Annotated in this window: 23 protein-coding genes; 11 read left to right on the forward strand and 12 right to left on the reverse strand. The window is 64.3% G+C overall.

Annotated elements, in window-relative coordinates:
- The first annotated feature begins 83 nt into the window (after nt 1-83).
- The 6 genes from KPB06_RS02605 (at nt 84) to KPB06_RS02630 (ending at nt 6,176) form a co-directional block, all read left to right on the forward strand.
- The gene (locus KPB06_RS02605; protein WP_059576233.1) at nt 84-2,339 is read left to right on the forward strand and encodes a TcfC E-set like domain-containing protein; all 2,256 of its coding nucleotides are present in this window, start codon (nt 84-86) and stop codon (nt 2,337-2,339) included.
- Between the two features lie 33 nt (nt 2,340-2,372).
- A complete protein-coding gene (locus KPB06_RS02610; RefSeq protein ID WP_059576228.1) occupies nt 2,373-3,059 on the forward strand; it encodes a hypothetical protein in 687 nt (228 codons plus the stop codon).
- A complete protein-coding gene (locus KPB06_RS02615) occupies nt 3,059-3,532 on the forward strand; it encodes a hypothetical protein (protein WP_059576225.1) in 474 nt (157 codons plus the stop codon). The genes KPB06_RS02610 and KPB06_RS02615 overlap by 1 nt, the downstream gene beginning before the upstream one ends.
- A gap of 179 nt (nt 3,533-3,711) precedes the next feature.
- Nucleotides 3,712-4,698 carry a hypothetical protein gene (locus KPB06_RS02620; RefSeq protein ID WP_063892420.1) on the forward strand — a complete coding sequence of 329 codons (987 nt, stop codon included), beginning with the start codon at nt 3,712-3,714 and terminating at the stop codon, nt 4,696-4,698.
- A gap of 8 nt (nt 4,699-4,706) precedes the next feature.
- On the forward strand, nt 4,707-5,258 hold the full coding sequence (locus tag KPB06_RS02625; protein ID WP_059576219.1) for a hypothetical protein: 552 nt from the start codon (nt 4,707-4,709) through the stop codon (nt 5,256-5,258).
- 180 nt (nt 5,259-5,438) lie between these two features.
- On the forward strand, nt 5,439-6,176 hold the full coding sequence (locus KPB06_RS02630; RefSeq protein ID WP_063892419.1) for a hypothetical protein: 738 nt from the start codon (nt 5,439-5,441) through the stop codon (nt 6,174-6,176).
- A gap of 125 nt (nt 6,177-6,301) precedes the next feature.
- Here the strand turns inward: KPB06_RS02630 and KPB06_RS02635 are convergent, their stop codons facing one another.
- Both KPB06_RS02635 and KPB06_RS02640 read right to left on the reverse strand, forming a co-directional pair.
- Nucleotides 6,302-6,610, reverse strand: a complete 309-nt coding sequence (locus KPB06_RS02635) for an AzlD family protein (RefSeq protein WP_059576216.1) — start codon at nt 6,608-6,610, stop codon at nt 6,302-6,304.
- Entirely contained in the window at nt 6,603-7,337 is a 735-nt protein-coding gene (locus tag KPB06_RS02640) for an AzlC family ABC transporter permease (protein ID WP_059576213.1), read from the reverse strand. The genes KPB06_RS02635 and KPB06_RS02640 overlap by 8 nt, the downstream gene beginning before the upstream one ends.
- A 125-nt stretch (nt 7,338-7,462) precedes the next feature.
- Between KPB06_RS02640 and KPB06_RS02645 the strand changes: the two genes are divergently transcribed.
- Nucleotides 7,463-7,921 (forward strand): Lrp/AsnC family transcriptional regulator, encoded by a 459-nt coding sequence (locus KPB06_RS02645; RefSeq protein WP_006486309.1) that lies wholly within the window; start codon nt 7,463-7,465, stop codon nt 7,919-7,921.
- A 226-nt stretch (nt 7,922-8,147) separates the two neighbouring features.
- The gene (locus KPB06_RS02650) at nt 8,148-8,717 is read left to right on the forward strand and encodes a hypothetical protein (protein WP_059576210.1); all 570 of its coding nucleotides are present in this window, start codon (nt 8,148-8,150) and stop codon (nt 8,715-8,717) included.
- Between the two features lie 73 nt (nt 8,718-8,790).
- On the opposite strand, the gene KPB06_RS02655 is transcribed toward KPB06_RS02650, so the two are convergent.
- The 7 genes from KPB06_RS02655 to KPB06_RS02685 all read right to left on the reverse strand — a co-directional run bounded on the left by KPB06_RS02655 (nt 8,791) and on the right by KPB06_RS02685 (nt 12,670).
- The gene (locus KPB06_RS02655) at nt 8,791-9,078 is read right to left on the reverse strand and encodes a helix-turn-helix domain-containing protein (protein ID WP_059576207.1); all 288 of its coding nucleotides are present in this window, start codon (nt 9,076-9,078) and stop codon (nt 8,791-8,793) included.
- Entirely contained in the window at nt 9,065-9,406 is a 342-nt protein-coding gene (locus tag KPB06_RS02660; protein ID WP_059576204.1) for a type II toxin-antitoxin system RelE/ParE family toxin, read from the reverse strand. Before KPB06_RS02660 ends, KPB06_RS02655 begins: the two co-directional genes overlap by 14 nt.
- Before the next feature lie 219 nt (nt 9,407-9,625).
- Nucleotides 9,626-10,258, reverse strand: coding sequence for a LysE family translocator (locus tag KPB06_RS02665; protein ID WP_059576201.1), 633 nt, complete (start codon nt 10,256-10,258; stop codon nt 9,626-9,628).
- A 134-nt stretch (nt 10,259-10,392) separates the two neighbouring features.
- Nucleotides 10,393-11,262, reverse strand: a complete 870-nt coding sequence (locus KPB06_RS02670) for a PASTA domain-containing protein (protein WP_059576198.1) — start codon at nt 11,260-11,262, stop codon at nt 10,393-10,395.
- A 106-nt stretch (nt 11,263-11,368) separates the two neighbouring features.
- A complete protein-coding gene (locus KPB06_RS02675) occupies nt 11,369-11,701 on the reverse strand; it encodes a DUF2322 family protein (protein ID WP_059576195.1) in 333 nt (110 codons plus the stop codon).
- A gap of 53 nt (nt 11,702-11,754) precedes the next feature.
- Nucleotides 11,755-11,934, reverse strand: coding sequence for a hypothetical protein (locus tag KPB06_RS02680; protein ID WP_059576192.1), 180 nt, complete (start codon nt 11,932-11,934; stop codon nt 11,755-11,757).
- Between the two features lie 31 nt (nt 11,935-11,965).
- Nucleotides 11,966-12,670, reverse strand: a complete 705-nt coding sequence (locus KPB06_RS02685) for a flavin reductase family protein (protein ID WP_059576189.1) — start codon at nt 12,668-12,670, stop codon at nt 11,966-11,968.
- 229 nt (nt 12,671-12,899) lie between these two features.
- Here KPB06_RS02685 and KPB06_RS02690 point away from each other — a divergent pair, with 229 nt between their 5' ends.
- Both KPB06_RS02690 and KPB06_RS02695 read left to right on the forward strand, forming a co-directional pair.
- Nucleotides 12,900-13,226, forward strand: coding sequence for a thioredoxin family protein (locus KPB06_RS02690; protein WP_059576186.1), 327 nt, complete (start codon nt 12,900-12,902; stop codon nt 13,224-13,226).
- Nucleotides 13,227-13,236: 10 nt separating this feature from the next.
- Complete coding sequence (locus tag KPB06_RS02695; RefSeq protein WP_059576183.1) at nt 13,237-13,656, forward strand: secondary thiamine-phosphate synthase enzyme YjbQ; 420 nt, start codon at nt 13,237-13,239, stop codon at nt 13,654-13,656.
- A gap of 58 nt (nt 13,657-13,714) precedes the next feature.
- On the opposite strand, the gene atsR is transcribed toward KPB06_RS02695, so the two are convergent.
- The 3 genes from atsR to KPB06_RS02710 are packed head-to-tail and all read right to left on the reverse strand — an operon-like array spanning nt 13,715 to nt 16,961.
- On the reverse strand, nt 13,715-15,535 hold the full coding sequence (atsR, locus tag KPB06_RS02700; protein ID WP_059576179.1) for a hybrid sensor histidine kinase/response regulator AtsR: 1,821 nt from the start codon (nt 15,533-15,535) through the stop codon (nt 13,715-13,717).
- A 1-nt stretch (nt 15,536) separates the two neighbouring features.
- Nucleotides 15,537-16,040: a putative pterin-binding protein gene (locus KPB06_RS02705; protein ID WP_060968018.1), complete on the reverse strand. Its 504-nt coding sequence runs from the start codon at nt 16,038-16,040 to the stop codon at nt 15,537-15,539.
- A 48-nt stretch (nt 16,041-16,088) separates the two neighbouring features.
- Nucleotides 16,089-16,961 (reverse strand): response regulator, encoded by an 873-nt coding sequence (locus KPB06_RS02710; protein ID WP_059576173.1) that lies wholly within the window; start codon nt 16,959-16,961, stop codon nt 16,089-16,091.
- Between the two features lie 361 nt (nt 16,962-17,322).
- On the opposite strand from KPB06_RS02710, the gene KPB06_RS02715 reads away from it, so the two are divergent.
- Nucleotides 17,323-17,910, forward strand: a complete 588-nt coding sequence (locus KPB06_RS02715; RefSeq protein ID WP_059581221.1) for a tetratricopeptide repeat protein — start codon at nt 17,323-17,325, stop codon at nt 17,908-17,910.
- Nucleotides 17,911-18,002 lie beyond the last annotated feature (92 nt).

Below are 18,002 nucleotides of genomic sequence, written 5' to 3' on the forward strand. Positions count from 1 at the left end.
GATTCGATCGGGGCTCGCTTCCTGTCGAGTTCCCATGGCCGCTCGTCCAAATCCCAGTCCTCCATAGAAGAGAAGAAATCAGCGTGATCGCCTATCAAGCTCCTTTCCGTTTCAACAAGCTGTGGCTGGGTGCGTTTCTTTTTGTTTCGTCGCACTCATTCGCAGAACTGAAGGTCACGTACGGGGTGCCAGAGGGGTTCAGTGCGGTCGAACTCGACGATAGCGCGAATTATGTCGGGACGTTCAACGGGCGCACGCTGCCGGGGTTCATCAGTTATTCGTCAGCCAACACGTCGCTCCAGTTCGATGCGGCCAAGTATGCGGCGAACGGCATCTCGCCCGACGACGTCGACACCATCCGGGAAGTCATCTCGAGGCTCGACTACAAGCGTTGCAGCAAGGGGTGCGACGTCGAGATCGCCGGGTACTACGTCACGGTCGACAAGCTGAAGCGGTCGATCGCGATCCGCGATTCGCGCGAGGACTACATCGCGCCGGAAACCGGTTTCGGGCTGGTCAACAACCAGGCGGTCGACTTGCGCGCGTCGTCCGACGGGTACCGTGCCGTCAACGTGAGCGGCAACACGTACGTCGGGCTTCCGTTCCAGAGCTTCGGCTACATGAGCTGGTACGCGAACCGTTCCGAAACGCGCAATTACAGCGGCGGCCAGCAGGGGCTGTCGTCGTACTACCTGCAGAAGAACTTTTCCCGCACGTACTTGCGGGCAGGCAAGCAGAACAATATCGACTACGAGGCCGGATCGGTCAGCACGCTGCTGACGCCGAGCTTCGACCAGTTCGTGACCGTCGGCAGTCAGACCCATCTGCGGGTCGACGCCAACACCGGCTCGCTGATCCTCTATTCATCGGCCGAAGGCAACTACGAGTTCTACCGGAATGGCCGGTTGATCCTGAAGCGGCCGGCCGTGCTCGGCCGCAACGAGATCAGCTTTGCCGATTTGCCGGGCGGCTACTACTCAGTCGAGATCCGGCTCGTCGACCGCAACGGTAACGTGGTCAACCGGGAAACCCGCGAGGTCAACAACCTCAATTTCGGTGCGAGCAGCGGCAACGCATGGCACGTGACGGCCGGCAAGGAGATGGGTACCGGCGGCTATCTGCTCGAAGTCGCGATGAGCCGGAACTTCAAGCAGTTCTATCTCAACGGATCGATGCTGGCCGGCCAGAGCGGCAAATGGGCGGCCGAAGTCAACGTCACGCGGCCGACGCGGCTGGGCGGGGTCGACGTCACGCCCACGCTGGGCCTGTTGAGCGGGGAACGCAGCACAGGCGGCTACGTCAACCTGTCGGTGGCGAGCGAGGCGCTCGGCAGCCTGATGGTCAGCCGCTATCAGAACACGAACGTGTCGCGCTTCTACTTCGGTCAGCCGAGCACGGGTGTGTCCTACAGCCGCCTCTTCCGCGGGGTGACGTTCAGCTACAACTATCAGCGCTCGAAATTCAGCGAGTCGCAGCAGGCCGAGGCGCGCTGGAACTACCGGCCGAACGGTCTGTGGGGCACGTTCGCGCTGGGCGTCCAGAAGGGCAGCTATCAGGGCAGCGGCGGCTATGGCGTGTATTTCAACATGACCATGGTGCTGGACAAGGTGCAGGGCAGCTTCAGCGCCGCGCATGCGCGCGGGCAGACCCAGCTCAGCGGCGACGTTCGCAAGGATTTCCAGGACAGTTTCGGCACGACGTCCGTCGGCCTGTCGGCGAGCCGGATCGGCACCGACTACGGCGTGAACGTCTACGGCACGCGCTCCGGCACGCGCGGCGACGCGTCGCTGAACCTCGGGCAAAGCAGCTCGGGCAGCAACGTCGACTTCAACTATCGCGGGATGGTCGCGGCCAGCAAGCAAGGCGTGGCGTTCGGGCGCTACAGCTCGAGCGGCAGCGCGATGTTGTTGAAGACGCCGAATATCCCGGGCATGAAGTACGGCTTCAACGTCGAGGGCAGCCCGGTTGCGGGCAACAGCACGTATGCGGTGCCGCTCAACGCTTACGCCGACGTGCCGTTCGCACGCGTGATCAGCAATAGCGAAACGATCGACATGAACGTCGAAGTGCCGGCAAACATCGTTCGGGCTCACCCGGGCCAGGTTTATGCGGCGAAGGCGAAGGTCGACATCAACATGGTGTACAGCGGTTTCCTGAAGGATATGAACGGCAACCCGCTGAGCGGGAAGTTGCTTGAAACCGGCGACAAGGTGCACCCGAACGGTTTGTTCTCGATAGTGAGCAAGGAGATGCTGTCGCAGATCACGCTCGACCAGAACGGGCATCGCTACACGTGCAGCCTGAAAGACGCCAACGGAAACGACTTCCGTTGCCAATGACGATGCATTCAACCATATCCAGGAATTGACGACATGATCCACAACTTGCGAACCACGCTTCCGATTCTATGTGGCCTGCTGATTGCGGCGTCTCAACCGGCCAAGGCCGAAGGCGAGCTGATGGTGATGCCGGCCACGACCAAGGTGTTCAGCGCTCACGATCAGCACGTCACCGTGAAGAACATGGGCGACGCGCCGCTCTATCTGACGATTTCGGCCCAGAAGGTGCTGAATCCGGGCAAGACGCCCGAACAGAAAGAGGACATCGGCAACCTGCCGCATCCCGGCATGCTCGCGAGCCCCGACAAGCTGACGCTCGGGCCGAACCAGACGCGCTCGATCGTGCTCAAGTCGCTCGTGGAGCCGGCCAGTGAGGAACTGTATCGGCTCTATATCTTGCCGGTCAGATCGCTGAAGGTCGACGACGCGCCGCAAGACAGGATCACCGCGCCGATGTCGGTAGCCGTCGGGTATGGCGTGCTTGTCCGGCATATGCCGCCCCCCGGCAAGCAACGTAGCGGCTGGACGCATCGCTGCGAAGATGGCGGCCTCACCCTCGAAAACACCGGCAACGTGCGGGAAGTCTTCACCGATGTGAAATACGACCAGGCGCCTACCGCTCAAACCATTGCCGTCTTTCCGGGCACGCCGCAGCACTTCGCGACGAAGCGGATGTCGCTGACGGTCGACGACAAACCGCACACGCTGGAGTGCTCGTGATGGGCGGTGCGTCGCGCATTGCACTGGGGACGTTGGCGGCGCTCATGTGCACGTGCAGCATGGCCGCCGGCGTCCTGAAGCTGTCGCGCGCGGAGTTGACACTGGAGCCGGGCCAGCCGGCGGGCGAGCTCTACGTCGAGAACGCCGGCGATACGCCGCTCTATCTGGATGTCGAACAACATCTGCTGCTCAATCCGGGCGATACGCCGGAGCGTCTGGTGCCGGTCGGGGATGTGGAGAAGCCGACCCTGCTGGTGTCGCCTGGTCGATTGGCGGTGGCGCCCGGGCAGAAGTATCGCATCGGGTTGAAGGTGCTGGCCGTGCCGTCGCAGACGAACGTGTGGCGGATCACGTTCAGGCCGAACGAGCGGATTCTCGTCGATGCATCGTCGAGCGACGGTGCGCCGGCACCGTTATTCGTCAATGTCGGCTATGGCGTGGTGATCTACCAGCACGGGGCGGCGAAGCACTGAATCGTCCATGCGACGGCATGGGCTTGCGCCTTCGGCGCCGTTGAAGGTGTGAGCAATCGCGTATCGCGCGCCGGGCCGACGAAGGTGTCCGTCATGTTGCCGTATCCGCCAGCACGCGGAAATGTGCGATCGGGTGAGATGGTGAAATGGATTGAATATTAAGCGAAAGGATTAAATCGATGGGCAGGATAGAAATCATCAAGTACTGGCGGAGTTGTGCGTTGGCTGTATGTCTTTCCGTGCTTTCATTTAATGCATCCGCCTTCATACTCGAAACCGCGAAAGTCATCGATAGCTATAGCGCGTGCAGGTGGAAGAACAATGGCGATGGAACCAGCACGCTCGGTGTCACGATAAAATTCCGCCCGGCCGCCGGCAATCACGGGAATGTGGCATACGTCTCCCGAGGGATACTGGTGTACAACTACGATCGCATGGGAAATCTGAGGCCCAGTACCACGGCGGCCAAACGTATTATACTGAATGGCAGCTATAATTTTTCGTCTTATGTCGGAGACGGTTACGCCATTTATTATGGTTTGTCGACTGAGTGGAGAACTGAGAGAGCTTTTACGGCCAACATCGAGGTATTGATCGACAATTCCCAGATAGCGGACTGGCCTGGAATGTCCCTTCGTGCCGCCAACTACACGCAGGGTAACGATTTCGGCGAGGTAACGGGCGCAGCCTATCTCACCATGGCGAGCACCGACGGTACCTGCATCGTGCTGGACCCTGCGAAGCCGCCGCCACCGGCGCCGTCGTTTGTTCTCGACACGGTCGCGCCGGATTGGGATCTCGGCGAACTGCCGCGAGGGGAAAGCCAGAAGACGCTTGCCGGTGCATCGCAGCAGCTCTGCTTCACGTACACGGGGTTTGCCAGCTCTGGCAATTTCGTCATTAACGCGACGAATGCGAACGGAATGTCCGGTAATCGCTATCTGCTCAGGAATACCAGCAAGCCGGAGCAAACCGTTCCGTACAGCGTGACGCTGAACGGCGGCAGCGCGAATTTCCCGTTACCGAACATCGGCGCCAGCGCGATCAGGCTGAACACTGGCAATCGCACGTGTTTCGTGCCGACATTCAAGACGTCCGTTGGCATGTCCGCGGGGGCTGGCGACTATAGCGACGTGCTGTTGTTCACGGTCGTGACGAAATCGTAGGAGTGGACATGAAGAAAATCATCCTGAGCGGATCGTTGGCGGTTCTGGCTTTGGTGCCGACGTTTGCGTCGGCGCAAGTTGCGGCGCTCACCGGCAAGACCGAAAGCAGGGTCACGGCAAAGGTGATTCGCCCGAACAATCTGATCATCACCGACGACAAGGGCGGCTGGTTCGGGCAAGGCCTGACGATGCAGCAGTTAGGCGCGTGGGATACCCCTTACGAGGTGAAGGCGCGCCTGCGCGTCGTATCGACGACGGGCACGTTTCAGGTCCGCATGGACCAGCCGCTGGACATTCGTAACCAGGCGAAACCGACGCTCGCGTTCCGGAAGCCGGTCGTCAGCATGGGCGCCGAAAACGCCGCCCTGAAGCAGTTCACCGTCGGGCAGGCGATCGAATTCGTGAATCCGGCGCCACCATCCGAGGAAATCGACTCGGAAGGCTACTATACGCTTGACGTTTCCGCGTATCCGCCGGAAGGCGATTTCAAGAGTACGACCGGAACCTATACAGGTACGCTGTCGCTAGTCTTCGAGCCGATCGTGCCGAAACAGAAATAGCGCGGCCGCTGCTCGCGGCATCGCCGCCCGGGTTCATGATCGTTCGCCCGCGCGCGAGCGGTGCATTTTACCGATCGTCGTTGATTTCGCTTTTTCGAGCATGACGCGCACGTGAGCGATAACCGGCAAGACGCCCCTCCGGCATGTTTCAGCACGATGCCGATTCACCGAGACGCGAACATGAAACTGCACACATTCTCTTTTTCGATTGTGCCGATTGCGGTAGTGATCGCCGGGTTCATATCGAGCCCGGCGCTTGCCGCGATCGACGTGCTTCCGAAGGAAATCACGGTTGGCTCGAATACGACGAACGTAGAGATCGTCAACAACGGCGACCGGCCCGAGTACGTGACCATTTCGCTGTCTCGTCTGCTCAATCCGGGCGTGCCGCTGGACGACGAGAAGCTCGAACCCGTCGGAACCCTGGCCAGGCCGGCGCTGTATGCGTATCCGTTCAAGCTGAGTCTTGCGCCCGGGCAATCCAAGAAGATCGTGTTGAAAGCGCTGCAGCCGGTGCAGAACGAAACGGTATATCGGCTGGACGTCAAGCCCGAAATCAAGGTGTCGACCCAGGAGCAGCAGAACACAACCGGCAGTATTGTCGTCAACTTCGCATTCCGCGCACTCGTGCGCCAGTTGCCCGAGAGTACGCGCGAGGCACTGTCCGTCGCGTGCGATGCGCACGGCGCGCTTCTGACGGCGACCGGCAACATACGCTATGCGGTGAAGGATGCCACGGTCGACGGGCAGGCAGTGCCCCGCTTCAATGTCTACCCGGGGGTGCCGCGGCCGCTGCAAGGTCGTGTCGTCGAGATTCCGGGGTATCCGGCGTGTCGCGGCGATTCCGCCCTGCCGGGCGCGAAACCGTCCCGCGTCGACGGACTGCCGCCAAGCTTTCTATCAACTTCCTCGAACTGAGCTTCCCCCCCGGCTCTTCGCGTTTCAACGGCCCCGGATGATGCCGCGGCTTCCCCCCGTCCACTTCCGTCCACCGCGTTCGTCGTGTCGCGGAATGGATTGCCGGTGCGGCCGGCCGGCCCCGCTCAGCCGAGCAGGTAGCGCAGCAGGCCGGCCGACACGACGCCGACGATGACGGTCGGCAGGATCGACAGGCGCGTCGCCGCGAGCAGCGTGATCGCGAGCGCGAGCAGGTCGGCGGGGCGCGTCGACACGAAGGCCGGCGCGATCACCGAAATCAGCACGCAGCCGGGCACGTTCTCCATCACCGAAGCCATTCGCCGGCTCAGCGTGCGATTGCGCAGCAGCACATAGCCGAGAATGCGCGACAGGTACGTGGTCGACGCCATCAGCACGATCGTCGCGACCGTGCTGAAATCCGGAAGCTCAGGCATCGCGCGGCTCCCACAGCAGCGCGGCGATCAGCCCCGCGCACGCGCCGGCCGCGACATACCACGCACCGGGCAGCGCGAGATGGGTGGCTGCCGCGACGACGAGGCTGACGAACCACGGGCGGCTCGCGCGCACGCCTTTCCACATCCCGCGCAGCAGCACCAGAAACACGGCCGTGAACGCCATGTCGAAGCCGTACTGTTCGACGTTGCCGATCGTCGGGCCGACCGCCGCGCCGAGCGTCGTCATCGAGATCCACGTCAGATAGAGCCCCATGCAGATGCCCGCGTAATAGGGCACGCTGATGTGCGTGGCCGAGCGCTCGCGCGCGTCGGCGAGCGACATCGCCCAGCTCTCGTCGCACATGAAGAACAGCGCGACGAACGCGCGGCGGCGCGGCAGGCGCCGGATATAAGGCTCGAACGCGGCGCCCATCAGGATGTGGCGCGAATTCACGAGAAACGACATCGCGACGATCAGCGCGATATGCGGCGGCGACGTCCACAGATGGATCGCCGCGAATTCGGAGCCGCCGCCGAAGTTCAGGCCCGTCATCATCGGCACCTCGAACAGGCTCAGCCCTTTCTGCGCGGCCTGCGCGCCCAGCACCAGCGCGAACGGCACGAAACCCAGCATGACGGGCAGCGCCGCGCGCAAACCGCGACCCATCTCGGCGACATGGGCGGGCCTGTCGCGAAGCCCGGACGACGTTGAAACGCTACTGCTCATTACTCCTCCTTCGGGGGAGGGATTGTCTGCTTTTTTGACTCGAATCGGGTTGCGTTGTGGCCAGATTTTTCTCAGAATTTGGCATTGAACGCGTGATACGCGAATTTTTTGGAATCGGGTGCCAAATGAAGCTTGACGCTATCGACCGCCGGATCCTGAGCGCGCTGCAGCGCGACGGCCGCATGCAGAACGTGGAACTCGCGCACGAGGTTGGGCTGTCGCCGTCGCCATGCCTGCGGCGCGTGCGGCTCCTCGAGGAAGCCGGCGTGATCGAGAAGTACGTCGCCGTGCTGAATCCCGCGAAGGTCGGCAAGGGGCTGACGATCTTCACGCGCGTGTGGCTGAAGGGGCAGGACGCGGAATCGGTGAACCGTTTCGCCGAGGCCGTCCAGCAGATGCCGGAAGTCGTCGAATGCCACCTGATGGCCGGCGACTGCGATTTCCTGCTGCGCGTCGTCGCGGCCGACATCGACGATTACCGGCGCTTCCAGATGGAATATCTGACGCGCATTCCCGGCGTGCTGAGCGTGAAGACCGATATTCCGATGCAGAAGGTCAAGCTCACGTCGGCGCTGCCGACCTAGCGCGGAGTGGGCGCGTGGCGGCGCATCGATGCGCGGTCATCGCGCGGTGACAATCGCCCGATAAACTGATGGGGTGGGTCGCGTCGCACCGGATGAGCCGTGCGATCGCGCACTGTTCGATGTGCAAGCAACTAACGGTCAATGCCGATGCAGTCGGCCCAGCGGCGCGGCGTGGCGCGCCGGGTCGTGCGTCGCAGCGGATACGTTTTTTCCTGTCGAGTCCTGCATGCAGCCATTCAATACGCCGTGGAATTCACTGGAAATCGTCAAGCTCGTGCTCGGCGTGCTGACGCCGTTGTCGGTCGCGTGCCTCGGCTGGCTCGTCGCACGCCGGCTGAAGCGGCTCGAACTCGTGCAGTGGACCAACCAGCGGCTGATCGAGAAGCGGCTGGCGCTGTACGACACGGTCGCGCCGCAGCTCAATGCGCTGCTGTGCTTCTACACGTGGATCGGCTACTGGAAGGACATCTCGCCGGACGACGTGATCCGCGCGAAGCGCGACCTCGACCGCACATTCCACATCTACCGTTACCTGTTCGACGATGACGTGTACGACGCATATCACACGTTCATCCATGCGCTGTTCGAGATGCATACGGGGCCGGGCCGCGACGCGCGGATCCGCTCGCTGATCCAGGCGCCCGACGGCGACCGGAGCGTGCACGGTTCGTATGAATGGAAGCCGGCGTGGTCGGAGCGTTTCGCGACCGCGAACGTCGTGCCGAAGGACGACGTGCTGAAGCATTACACGCAGTTGATGGAGCGGCTGCGCGTGGCGCTGGGCGCGACGCGCTGACGGCTTCGGCGCTCGCGCGCCATGCCGGTATTGAAATCCGTCATGGAAGCCGACCGTTTCGAGCGTGCGTGATTCAGGCGAACGAGATCACGAGCCTCTTGCCGCAAGCCGCCGCATACTTGCGCAGCGTATCGACGGACGGGGAATGCTGCCCCGTTGCGAGCGCACGCTCGAGTCGCGTAATGGCGGGCGCTTTCGTGCCCATCCGTTCCGCCACATCGGCTTGCGACAAGCCAGCCTCTCGCCGCGCAGCCAGCATCGCGTCGAGCAGCGCGAATTCCTCGCGATTCAATCGTTCGTATTCCGCGCGCACCGCGGGGTCGGCCAATGCCCGCTCACGTAGTTCCTTATACGTTGCCATCTCGAACCTCCTTCAATCGACGACGCGCGATTTCCAGTTCCTTCAGAGGTGCCCTTGGCGTCTTCTTCACGAAACAGTGCAGCATGACGATACGCCACTCGACGATCGCGCAGTAAAACACTCGGGCAATACCTTCCGCGCCCTTCAATCGCATTTCGTACAGGCCGTTTCCCATCGGTCGGGAGTGAGGCTCCCCGAGATTCGGACCGTACCGTTCCATGCGGTCAGCGAGTGCAAAGTACCGGGCAAGCAGCGTTGTCGGCAACGACGCGACTCCCGCCGCTACACGGTCGTTGAAGAACTGGATCTCGTAACCATGAGTCGACATAGTAACAAATATGTTATGTTGCGACAAGAACGACGACGGGCCGCAGATGCGGACACAGGCGGTTGGTCACACGTGAGGGAGTTCGCGACCGTATTTCTTGGGTCGGAGATATCGATGTCGATGACGATGCACGGAACCGAGCGCGCTCGGGAATTCGGGCCCGGGAAGCAGCGCGACTCGGTGTCAGCTTGGAGTGGGTACTACGGATTCGCGACGGGGTTAGTTCCGCCCCGCCACCGCGAGCCGCGCCGCCAGCCCCACGAACACGGACCCGAGTAGATACTGCGGCACCTTCGACGGCCGGCGGCGCGCGCCGATCCGCTGGCTCAGCCGGCTCGCGGAGAGAATCACCGCGCCGTTCACGACGATCCCGATCAGGTTGAGCACCGTCGCGAGCACGAGAATCTGCACGGCGATCGAGCCATGTTCGGGCCGCACGAACTGCGGGAACAGCGCGAGCACGAACAGCGCCATCTTCGGGTTCAGCAGGTTCGTCGTCAGCCCTTGGCGGAAGATCGTCGCGGTCGAGTGGCGACGTTGCGACGCGACGGGCGACAGCGCGGTCGCATCCGAACGGAAGGTTTTCCACGCGAGATACAGCAGATACGCGGCGCCAGCGAAGCGCACGACGTCGTACGCGAGCGGCACCGCGACGAAGAGCTGCGACAACCCGAGCGCCGCAGCGAGCGCATGGCAGTAGGTGCCGGCCTGAATGCCCGCGAGCGTCGCGAAGCCTGCGCGCCGGCCCTGGCTCACGCTGCGGGACGCGATCAGCAACATGTCCGGGCCGGGCGTGGCGGTGAGCGCGAGACACGCGCCGGAGAACAGCGCGAGCGTGGAGAGATCGATCATGGCGGCCCCTTTTGCCGGTGCGGCGTTAAAGGGAGGTCAGTTTAGGAGGGCGCCCGAGGCCGGTCAATCGAGCGAACGGACGATGGCCCGATGGCCAGACGGCACGCATCGCGCGTGTGCCGCCTGCACGCCACTCACTGTTTGCGGCAAGCAACCTGATAGTCGATCACGGTGTTCTCGGAAGGCTTGTCCGGCGCGCCACCCACCGTGGTCACGCCGAGCACGCCGGCCGCGTTCCGGTAGCGCAGCGCGCAATACCCGACGCCGGTGCCCGAGCACGCTTCGGCTTCGACGATGCCGTGCTTCGCGAGCGTTGCAGCGCCATCCGCCGCGTCCGGCTTTTCGCGCGGACGCAGCGGCTGCCAGCCATGCGCGATCAGCATCTTGCGTGCCGCGTCGAGCGGCTTGCCATACACGTTCGGCACGACCGCGCGGCCGTTGCAGTGCGTACTTTCGGCGGCGACGCGGGTCAGCCGCAGGCCGCCGCTTTCCGCGTGCAACTCGCCGACGGGCGCGCCGGGGCCGTCGCCGCCCCAGACGAGCAGCGCGCCGTTTTCCAGACGATCGACCGAGCCGAGCTGCCAGCCGGCCTTGCGCGCGGTGTAGCCGAGCGCGACGAGCGTCGTGCCGTCGAAGACGCCGATATTGCCGTTGCGCGCGAAGCAGATCGCGCTCGTGCCGGCGTTGAATCCGCTTGCGAAGGTCACGACCGTATAGCGCCCGAGCGGTGCCTCGGACGTCACGATCCAGTCGCGCTGCGCGACTTCGCGGCCGGCGGCCGTGGTCGTTTTCGCGCGATATTGCGCGCAGAACGGATCGAGCGCACCGCTTTCAGGCGAGTGCGGCAGCGTGCCGAGCGGCACGAGCGACGCGCCGGCGATATCGGAGCCCGTGCGCAGCGGCTCGGCCGATGCCGCGCCGCCGAACGTGGCGCCGGCTAATACCGCGATCGAAACGATCGAAGCAAGATTGCGGGCGAGCGGTGAGGCAACGGAAAGGAACACGCGGGCTGTCTCCGGGGAAAGTGGGGCGGGCGCGGCAATCGCGTTTTTCCGCCCGTCCATCACGGTTGCGCGCACCGCCAGGCGGCACGCGCGTGTCGCCAACGACTCAGCCCTTCGCGACCACGTCGATGCGCAGCGCATCGCCGCCCGCGACGATCGCCAGCAGGCGATCGACGTTCGGATGCGCGCCCGGACGATTGCGCGCGTCGGCCGTATGCTCGGCGAACACCGCGAGGCCGTGCTCGGCCGCTTTCGCGTCGAGCGTGCCGAACGCCTGCTTCAGATAGTGGTACACCGCGAGCGAGCCCTGCTTGCCGGGCTGATTCTCGATGGTCGCGACCACGTCGCCGTTCGCGCCGACGAGATCGATGCGCGCGATGCCGTCGATGGCCGGCAGTTGCGCGAGGTTGTCCTTGAATACTGCGGTCGGTTGAATCACTGAAAACACTCCGTCGGTTCGGTCATGGGCCCAGATGCGTGGCCGGCCGTATCTTATCCGATCGGCGCCGGCGCGCCGGCCGTGCGCCACGCGAGCGCCGCGCCCGCGAGCTGTAGCGTGCCGCCCGTCAGCATCGCGACTCGCAGCCCGGTCGCACCACCGCCGCACGCGTCGTACAGCGCGCCCGGCATCGCCCCGCCGAATACCGCGCCGGTCATCCGCGTCACGTTCATCAGCGATGCCGCCGTGCCGGCGCGTGCGGCGTCATGACCGCACGGAACCGGTCAGTACGCCCGCCTCGCGCGAGCGCTCGATATCGGGGCTGCGATACGCATGCTCGGGAATCTCGGCGAGCCGCGACGCATGCACCTGCCGGGGCGCCAGCCCGTAGAACTTCTGGAAGCTCATGATCAGCGGCGACCACTTGTCGGGATCGATGCGGTCCGGATGATCGTCCATCAGCAGGTCGGGATGCACGTGCACACGCTGGATGCGCACCTCGAACACACGAATGCGGCCGCGCAGGTCGGGCATGTCGTCGCCGATCCCGTGCGTGGCCGCGACGACCGCCTCCAGATGCACCGGGCATTCGAGCGCGCGTGGCGGTGCGACGGTTTGCGACGCGGCCTCGGTGAGCCCGGCCGTGCCGAACTTGTCGGGTTCGAATGCGTAGCCTTTCGCGCGCTTGCCGTCGGGCACCGGATACGTGCCCGTCGTGCGCGCGATCCGGTCCACGGCGTCCGCCTGCGCCGACGACGGCAGGTTCAGCACGCATTCGCCGTTGCGCAGCAGGTTGCGCGTGGTCTGCGAACTGGCGGCGATGCCGATCACGCCGCGCCAGCCGAGCCAGAACGCGGACGAGATCGGCGCGAGATTGGCCGTGCCGTTTTCATTGAGCGTGCTGACCAGCACGACGGGCGTGCCGAAGTAGAGGATGTTCGGTTCGGTGACGCAATGGGGCGCGTTCATGGTCGAGTCCTTCGGTGACGGGTCAGTCCGCATGCTGATCCTGTCGCGGCGGCGCGGCGCTCCGATTCTTGTCGTGTCATTCCGAAGGGTGCGCAAAGGGGCACGGGTACCGCGCCGGGCCGACACCGGCAGCGGCCGGGCTTTTCCGCTACAGTAGGAAATCGAAGGCCGCGCGCCTGCCTCACGCCGACGCGCGCGGTCGCGTTTCGCCAACGTACACGAGGGCCCGATGGACACCGAGCAACGCTACACCGCCAACGCGCCGACCCGCGCGGAAGTCGACGCACTGGGCGGCGCAACCGTCATCGAATTCGGCGCGAACTGGTGCGGGATCTGCGCAGGTGCGCAGCCCGCGATCACGGCGTCGTTCGCCGCGCATCCTGCCGTGCGGCACCTGAAGATCGAGGACGGCCCCGGCCGTCCGCTCGGCCGTTCGTTCGGCGTGAAGCTGTGGCCGACGCTGGTATTCCTGCGCGACGGGGTCGAAGTCGCGCGCGTCGTGCGCCCCACCGACGCGAAGCAGATCGAAGCCGACGGCTTCGCCGCGCTGGCCTGAGGTCACGGCGATGCAACAGGCCATCACGCACATCGGCGTCGATACGCGCGGCAGCGGCCTCGTCGAAGTCACGCCGCAGGTACGCGCGTTCGTCGATCAGCAGGCGATCCGCACCGGCCTGCTCACCGTGTTCTGCCGCCATACCTCGGCGTCGCTGCTGATCCAGGAGAACGCGGATCCGTCGGTGCGGCGCGATATCGAACGCTATTTCGCGACGCTCGCGCCCGAGGACGACACGCGTTACGAGCACGATACCGAAGGCGCCGACGACATGCCCGCGCATCTGCGCACGGCGCTCACGCAGGTGCAGTTGTCGATCCCGGTCGAGCATGGGCGTATGGTGCTCGGCACGTGGCAGGGGATCTATGTGTTCGAGCATCGCCGCGCGGCGCACCGGCGCGACATCGTGCTGCATCTGATCGGCGAGTAGGCGAGCAGGCGAGTGGCCGGGCAAGCGCGAAGCGCGCGATGCCGCGCCGGCGTGCGGCTCAGGCGAGCAGCTTCTCGACGAGCGCGCCGAGTTCGCGCAGGTGGACGGGCTTCGGCAGGAACGCGTCGAACACCCGCTTGTTCTCGCGCAACGCGGCCGATTCATACGCGCTGACGCCGAGGATCGCCGGATGCCGGCCGTCGCCGTCGGGTTGCGCCACCGCGCGAATGCGCCGCGCCACGTCGAATCCGCTCAGGTCCGGCAGTTCGAGATCGAGCACGACGAGGTCGTAGCGCCCCGAACCGAAGCGCGCGACGCCCTCCTGCCCGGTGCCGCACAGGTCAGCCTCGATGCCGAGCGCGGACAGCATCGCGCCGAGCGTTTCGCGCGCGTTGTCGTTGTCGTCGACCACCAGCGCGCGCCGGTCGCGTTGCGGAAGCGCGGGCGGTAGCGCGGGCGCGTCCCCTGCTGCGTTGCCGGCCGGTTCGACGCCGGGTGCTTCGACCGGCAGCGTCACGACGAACTCGCTGCCTTCGCCGACCACGCTGCGCACGTCCACATGCCCGCGCAGCGTCGTCACGATTTCGCGCACGACCGCGAGCCCCATGCCGATCCCGTCCACGTGCAGCCCGACCGCGTCGTTCGCGCGATAGAACGGCTCGAAGATCTTCGGCAGATGCTGCTTCGCGATGCCGGCGCCGGTGTCGCGCACGGCGATCCGCACCTGCTCGCCGGCCGGCGCGTCCGCGAGCGTGATCGCCACCGTGATCGAGCCGCCGACGGTGTACTTGACCGAGTTCTCGATCAGGTTCGACAGCACCTGCCGCAGCAGCTTGCGATCGGAGCGGATCGCGAGGCCGGGCGGCTCGACGAGCTGCGTGACCGCGATCCGCTTGGCCGCGATCTTCCCGCGCAGCGGTTCGAGCACTTCGGCGAGCAGCGGCGCGATGCCGACGGTATCCAGTTCGGCGACGCGTTTCGTCGAGCGCAGCTTGATGTAGTCGGTGAGGTCCTTGACGAGCGCTTCCAGCGACAGTGCGGAATTCTGCAGCCGCCGGATCGTCTTCAGGTTCGCGTCGGACTGCGGGCGTGCCAGCAGGATCTCGATCGATCCGCAGATCGCCTGCAGCGGCGTGCGCAGTTCGTGGCTGACCATCCCGAGGAACGCGTTCTTCGCCTCGATCATCTCGAACGCGCGGTCGGACGCCTTGCGTTCCGCATCGAGTGCCGCGTTTTGCCGCGCCAGCAGGTCGTCGCGCGTACGCATCGTATAGAACAGCAGCAGGAACAGCGCGCACAGGATCACGCCGAGCACGATGCCGAGGATCAGGATCGCGCGCTGCTTTTCCTTCAATTGATGGAACGTGAAATCGCGCTGCGCCATTTCGATCGCGCGGAAGTAGTTCGCGAGGCCGTTGACCTTCGGCCAGTACGCATTGACTTCGTCGATCACCTGATGCGCCTGCTTCGGCGCGTCGCGCAGCAGCGGCACCTCGCGCTTCAGGCGCGTCATGAATTCGCCGAGCGCGTCGATCTCGTTGCGCGCGCGCGGGATGCGCAGCCAGTATCGGGACACTTCCGACGGCCGCTGCAGGAACCCGAACGACACCGACAGGCTGTCGAGCTGCATCTGCACGTGATCGAAATCGTCGTCCTCGCGCGTCGCGTAGAGAATCAGCTGCCGGTCGAAGCGCGTATAGACGTTGCGGTATTGCGCGGCGGTCCAGAACACGCCTTCGCGCGGCCCCTCGAGCACGCCCTCGTTGACCGAGGTGGCGAGGAGATCCCACAGCAGGAACGCCCATGCGGTGAACCCCGCGATCCACAGCGAGCCGAGGATCAGGATGATCTTTCTGTTTCTCCAGCGCCGCCGCGTCATGTCACTTCACGGTCAGGCCGATGATCTGCCACGCGAATTTGGCTTCGCCGAGCGGCGTCTTCAACTCGTCGGGATACTGATCGCGCGGATACATGATCCACAGCGGGCCGTAGTTGTCGTTGCCGAGCACCTTGCCGTTCATCGTCCGCGCGAGGATCACGCCGTACTTGTCGGCATCGGAAACGGGAATCGTGAACGTGTATTCGTCGATGCAGTGGAATTCGATCTGCGTACCCTGCGCGCCGACCGTCTTCAGCACGTCGGACAGGCGCGGGCCGGTGAAGGTCGCCTTCGGCGTCCAGCTCGTCGACGTGACGATCGTATGCTGCGGCAGCGCCATCAGCGCCGGCTCGGAAAAGACGTAGGCCGTTTTCCCCTGCTGATTGCTCTTGCTGATCTTGCCGTCGACGGTGAACGTGAACGACGACGCGGCCCATGCCGCGGCGGCCATTCCGAGCACGCAGGCCGCGAGCACGGTCTTGATCCAGATGGTTGAAACGCGCATGTCTTTCCCTCGGTCTGGTGGTTCGTGTGGTGGTGTGTCGCTCCGGCTTCAGTTCGCGGCGGCCGCGCCCGGCAGCGTGAGCTTCAGTTCGCGCGCGACTTCCGCGAACAGGATCGGCAGGCGCACCGGCTTTTCCTCGCAGCGCGCGTTGTAGTGCGACACGATGTGCGCGATCTCGTCCTCGCTCGCTTCGCCGGTCGAGATCTTGCCGGTCAGCAGGAAGATCGGCGCGCCGCTGTTCTCGCTCGAGCGGATGCCGCGCACGAGCTCGGCGGCCGTCTGGTCGCCGAGCATCCAGTCGAGGATGTAGCCGTCGAAATCCTCGACTTCCAGCGCCTTGCGGAAGCTCGCGCCGTCGAAGTACGGGATCGCGTTCACGCCTTTCTCGATGAAATATTCACAGACCGTTTCGGCGACGTCGTGCGAATCGTCGACCACGGCGATCCGCGCGGCATACACGTTCGGCTGCGCCGAGCGCAGCTCGATCACGTCGACCGGATACGTGCGCCCCTCGCGCGCGTGCGCGCGCTCGGTGACGATCCATTCGCCCTGCCACTGCAGCGCGACGAAATCCGTTTCGATCTGGCTGGTGGCCTTCGTCGAGATCGCGGCGCGGCAGCGCAAGCGCTTCGATTCGATCACGAACGTCGCGTCGATCATCTCGGGCGCGGCCGGCTGCATGCCCTTGTCGTCGAGCAGGATCGCGGGCGGCACGCCGAAGTGCGTCGCGATGTCCTGCAACTGCGACAGGTTCCACGGGATCAGGCCTTTCATCTTGCGCGTGACGACCGAGAAGCTCAGGCCGAGCACGTTCGCGATCGTCGTGTTGTGACTTCGCGGCGGAATGCCGTTCCGGTTCAGGAGATCGCGCACCTTGTTGGCGGTGATGAGATCGACGTTGGCCTGCTCGGTGGTGGACATCTCGAGGGGGTCTCCAAGGGTTTTGGCGAGGAAGAGCATATCAAAGCTGACGCGCCACGCAAACTTTAAACGCGCGATGGAACTTGACATGCCATTTTTCTCCATTATTATTGCTCACCACGTCACTATTGTTTGTTGCGTCATGTTTGGAGGTCGATGCCGGCCATGGGCGGGCGGCGAAAAGCGGCGGCAATAAACAGTGACGGAACGATTCAAAGAGAGAACCTGAGAGAGCCTTGGGATGCGTGTCGGCGTTGGCGGATGGAATTGTATCCGGTGCGCCGCACGCAACCGGGTACGAGCTCACGGGGTGGATAGCTCGAAGCATTGCGGTGCCAATAAGAACCTGAGGATAGTACCCATGTATCGCCGTTTACTCGCACCGGGGCTGCTGTTGCTGTTGGCCGCCTGCGCGCAGGATCCGTCCATCACCAGCAGCACGGTACGGATCTGCGACGACACGGGGTGTTCCGATCGCCCTAAAGATCAGGTCTCCTATCAAAAAAGGGACGATGCGGACGACCGCGAAGATCCGCGCATCGCCGCGCTCAAGCAAACCGCGAAGACCCAGCCGAAGGCCGCCTACGACCTCGGCCTGCGCTATTTCCGCGGCGACGGCGTGCGCCAGGACAGCTACCAGGCGCTCAAGTGGATGCGCGAGGCCGCCGAACGCGGCGACCTGAACGCGCAGAAGGCGCTCGGCAGTTTCTACCTGTTCGGCCTCGAGGAAATGGGCGCCGATGCGCGCGAAGCGGAGAAGTGGCTGTCGATCGCGGCCGGCCGCGGCGACAAGGAATCGAAAAAGCTGCTCGATCTCGCGCGCAAGGCGAAGAAGGAAGACGAAGAAGACTGGAAATGGCGCACGCAGTGGCGTGACGTCTATTACGGCTACTGGTACTCGGGCTATCCGTACTACGGCGTCTGGCAGCAGACGTACTGGTACTACTGACCGGGCCTGAAGCAACGGGGGCAGCCGCGGGGAGACCACCATCGCGCGCCACGCCGGGGGGCTTATCGAAGTTCGCACGGACCCATAAGCCG

The sequence above is a fragment of the Burkholderia semiarida genome, assembly GCF_029268935.1.
In the GTDB taxonomy this organism is placed as follows: Bacteria; Pseudomonadota; Gammaproteobacteria; order Burkholderiales; family Burkholderiaceae; genus Burkholderia; species Burkholderia semiarida.

What these genes read in the sequence shown, in the direction of transcription:
- KPB06_RS02625 (WP_059576219.1), top strand. Translation starts at nt 4,707, where the DNA reads ATGAAGAAAATCATCCTGAGCGGATCGTTGGCGGTTCTGGCTTTGGTG.
- KPB06_RS02650 (WP_059576210.1), top strand. Translation starts at nt 8,148, where the DNA reads ATGCAGCCATTCAATACGCCGTGGAATTCACTGGAAATCGTCAAGCTC.
- KPB06_RS02695 (WP_059576183.1), top strand. Translation starts at nt 13,237, where the DNA reads ATGCAACAGGCCATCACGCACATCGGCGTCGATACGCGCGGCAGCGGC.
- KPB06_RS02620 (WP_063892420.1), top strand. Translation starts at nt 3,712, where the DNA reads ATGGGCAGGATAGAAATCATCAAGTACTGGCGGAGTTGTGCGTTGGCT.
- KPB06_RS02635 (WP_059576216.1), bottom strand. Translation starts at nt 6,610, where the DNA reads ATGCCTGAGCTTCCGGATTTCAGCACGGTCGCGACGATCGTGCTGATG.
- KPB06_RS02680 (WP_059576192.1), bottom strand. Translation starts at nt 11,934, where the DNA reads ATGAACGTGACGCGGATGACCGGCGCGGTATTCGGCGGGGCGATGCCG.
- KPB06_RS02705 (WP_060968018.1), bottom strand. Translation starts at nt 16,040, where the DNA reads ATGCGCGTTTCAACCATCTGGATCAAGACCGTGCTCGCGGCCTGCGTG.
- KPB06_RS02630 (WP_063892419.1), top strand. Translation starts at nt 5,439, where the DNA reads ATGAAACTGCACACATTCTCTTTTTCGATTGTGCCGATTGCGGTAGTG.
- KPB06_RS02615 (WP_059576225.1), top strand. Translation starts at nt 3,059, where the DNA reads ATGGGCGGTGCGTCGCGCATTGCACTGGGGACGTTGGCGGCGCTCATG.
- KPB06_RS02685 (WP_059576189.1), bottom strand. Translation starts at nt 12,670, where the DNA reads ATGAACGCGCCCCATTGCGTCACCGAACCGAACATCCTCTACTTCGGC.
- KPB06_RS02655 (WP_059576207.1), bottom strand. Translation starts at nt 9,078, where the DNA reads ATGGCAACGTATAAGGAACTACGTGAGCGGGCATTGGCCGACCCCGCG.
- KPB06_RS02665 (WP_059576201.1), bottom strand. Translation starts at nt 10,258, where the DNA reads ATGATCGATCTCTCCACGCTCGCGCTGTTCTCCGGCGCGTGTCTCGCG.
- KPB06_RS02640 (WP_059576213.1), bottom strand. Translation starts at nt 7,337, where the DNA reads ATGAGCAGTAGCGTTTCAACGTCGTCCGGGCTTCGCGACAGGCCCGCC.
- atsR (WP_059576179.1), bottom strand. Translation starts at nt 15,535, where the DNA reads ATGACGCGGCGGCGCTGGAGAAACAGAAAGATCATCCTGATCCTCGGC.
- KPB06_RS02690 (WP_059576186.1), top strand. Translation starts at nt 12,900, where the DNA reads ATGGACACCGAGCAACGCTACACCGCCAACGCGCCGACCCGCGCGGAA.
- KPB06_RS02715 (WP_059581221.1), top strand. Translation starts at nt 17,323, where the DNA reads ATGTATCGCCGTTTACTCGCACCGGGGCTGCTGTTGCTGTTGGCCGCC.
- KPB06_RS02645 (WP_006486309.1), top strand. Translation starts at nt 7,463, where the DNA reads ATGAAGCTTGACGCTATCGACCGCCGGATCCTGAGCGCGCTGCAGCGC.
- KPB06_RS02610 (WP_059576228.1), top strand. Translation starts at nt 2,373, where the DNA reads ATGATCCACAACTTGCGAACCACGCTTCCGATTCTATGTGGCCTGCTG.
- KPB06_RS02660 (WP_059576204.1), bottom strand. Translation starts at nt 9,406, where the DNA reads ATGTCGACTCATGGTTACGAGATCCAGTTCTTCAACGACCGTGTAGCG.
- KPB06_RS02710 (WP_059576173.1), bottom strand. Translation starts at nt 16,961, where the DNA reads ATGTCCACCACCGAGCAGGCCAACGTCGATCTCATCACCGCCAACAAG.